Source organism: Allobosea sp. 05T433 (assembly GCF_056396065.1).
Genome location: NZ_JBFTKS010000089.1, coordinates 1 through 2,439, shown reverse-complemented (window position 1 = coordinate 2,439; position 2,439 = coordinate 1). Strand labels below are relative to the sequence as shown.

The window sequence follows — 2,439 nt, the reverse complement described above, 5'->3', positions numbered from 1 at the left end:
TTCGCAAGAGCGAGAAATCCGGCCTTGTCCTCGTTCCTGAGACGTTCGCGCAGCGCCGCGATCAGCTCCGTGCCGGGAAAGGCATGGAACTCCTCGAGCACGCCGAGGTCATCGAGGGCCTGCTCGACGGCGCCCCGCTTTGCGTCTCCWTTGGCCCAGGAYCTTGCGAKRGAATGAAGGTCCCGCCACCGATCATGGCGTCCGGACGGYGCGGAGAAGAAATGGTCGATCGACCGCGCATCTTTGGCAGCRCTGGACATTCCGAATCCTTCCCTGGTTGAACGAGGTCGAGGTTCAGATCGCTTTCGGTACGTTCCGCTCGACCGCCCGCGGGCGGCGTGGCCGCGCCCGCGCAAACTGCCGCTGAAAAATCCTGCGCTGAGAACAGCACATCGRGGGRCGTCGGCGTATTGTCCTTAGGGACAGGTTCTTATCGGCAGGAATTCGCTAGAATTCACCGGGCAGGTCGGAGCGCATTGCGATGTCCTGCGTGGGTATAGGCTGTGGCCTCAAGTCGATAGGCAGATACGGTTTGCGTGGCAGCTTACCCGGATCGGTGCGCGAATTGATCGTGGAGGCTTTGATGATGAGCAGGCTGATCACCCTCGCAGCGTCTGTCGTAATGGCCGCCGCAGTTCTTGTCACATCTGGCGTAATGGCTACCGCGCAGACTGTCGGAACACCGAATTCATGCAACAAGATCAATGGCTGCATGTGGGATTCCATCTACGAAAACCAGATGATGATGCAGAGCGGCCTCATGACGAAAGCAATGGAGGAGGCCCGCGCAAACAAGGAGGCGTTCGAGAGGCTGCGAGAGTGGGAGCGCACCCATGGCGCCGCACCGGGCAATCCGCGCTAGCGACGGTTCGAATTGGGCATCCGGGGCCGTGCTGATACTGGCCGCGCCCCTCCGGCAGAATACCCTGGGGTGGTGCGAGCGCTCCGAGGGAGCGGATATCGGGAGAGCGCGATGATTCTCCGTTTCGTGCTGGCGGGCGTATTGGCCCTGGCCCCCCCCCTTCAATCCCTCGCGCAAGCGCAGGCGCAGGCGCCCACTCCTTCGACAGGTGCAGCGCTGACGCCCGCGGCCCTGCCGGTCGACCAGACCCTGCTCGCGACAGCGCAGCTCGACGCGCTGCTAGCCCCGATAGCGCTCTATCCGGACACCCTGCTGGCTCAGGTGCTGATGGCCTCGACCTATCCGCTCGAAGTCGTTCAGGCCGAGCGCTGGGCTGCCGAGAACAAGAAGCTCAAGGGAGACGCACTCAAGGCGGCCGCGGAGAAACAGGCCTGGGACGATAGCATCAAGGCATTGGTCGCCACGCCGTCGGTGCTCCAGATGATGAGCAAGAACCTGGAATGGACGCAGAAGCTCGGCGATGCCGTTCTCGCTCAGGAAACCGACGTCATGGACGCTGTCCAGCGGATGAGGTCGCGGGCCTACGAGAACAAGAAGCTCACCTCGGGCACGCAGCAGACGGTGACGGTGCAGCAGGAGGGCGCAAGGCAGACCATCGCCATCGCGCCAGCCACATCCGACACCATCTATGTGCCCTATTATGATCCTGGCGTCGTCTACGGCGCCTGGCCCTATCCCGAGAGCACGCCCTATTACTTTCCAGCCCCGGGCTACATCGCGACCGGAGTCATTGCGACCGGGCTCGCTTTCGGTACCGCCTACGCGCTCGGCCGCTGGGCGACCGGCGGCTATTGGGGCGGCAACATCAACTGGAACAACAACAACATCAATATCAACCGCGATCGCGTGACGCACTGGCAGCACAATCCGCAGCATCGCCAAGGGGTCAGATACGGCAATTCGCAGGTTCAGCAGCGGTTTGCGAACACCTCGCGCCCGGGCAGCGACGGCCGCATGGACTTTCGCGGGCGGGACGGAAATCAGGCCCGCCCGGACCGGCCCGATCGCCCCAACACCGGAGCTGGCAACCGGCCGGATCGCGGGCAGGGGGCCAATCGGCCTGACCGCCCCAATGCCGGCAATCGCCCCAATGCCGGCGCCGGTGCAGCGCGTCCCGATCGCGGGGCAGGGAACCGTCCTGCCACCGCCGACCGCGCACGCCAGAACCGTCCGAACGCGCAAAGGCCGGCGCAGGCCAATCGTCCCGGCGGCGGCAACGTCAATCGGGCGGGTGGGCCGCGCCGCGACAATGCCTTCGGCAACATGCAGCCCGGCAGGGCAGCCAATCTGCAATCCCAGCGCGGACAGACGAGCTTCGCTCATGCCGGAGCGCGGATGGGTGGCGGCGGATTTGGCGGTGGTCCCAGAGCGGGGGGCGGCGGGTTTGGCGGCGGCGGGGCACGCATGGGCGGCGGCGGTGGCGCGCGCATGGGTGGCGGCGGTGGGCGTGGAGGCGGCGGTCGCGGGGGCGGCGGTGGGCGGCGTTCCGACGTCGCGCTCAAGGATCATATCGTCGA

The 2,439-nt window shown here is 65.5% G+C and carries 2 protein-coding genes; both read left to right on the top strand.

Annotated features, from left to right (window positions below; all coding sequences use genetic code 11):
• The first annotated feature begins 583 nt into the window (after positions 1-583).
• On the top strand, positions 584-862 hold the full coding sequence (locus tag AC1DGP_RS35075) for a hypothetical protein (RefSeq protein WP_476833275.1): 279 nt from the start codon (positions 584-586) through the stop codon (positions 860-862).
• A gap of 111 nt (positions 863-973) precedes the next feature.
• On the top strand, positions 974-2,439 hold a 1,466-nt coding region (locus tag AC1DGP_RS35070; RefSeq protein ID WP_476833274.1), incomplete at its 3' end, for a DUF3300 domain-containing protein.

Bases quoted from the DNA above. Each gene is read 5' to 3' on its own strand.
- AC1DGP_RS35075 (WP_476833275.1), top strand. From the start codon at position 584: ATGATGAGCAGGCTGATCACCCTCGCAGCGTCTGTCGTAATGGCCGCC.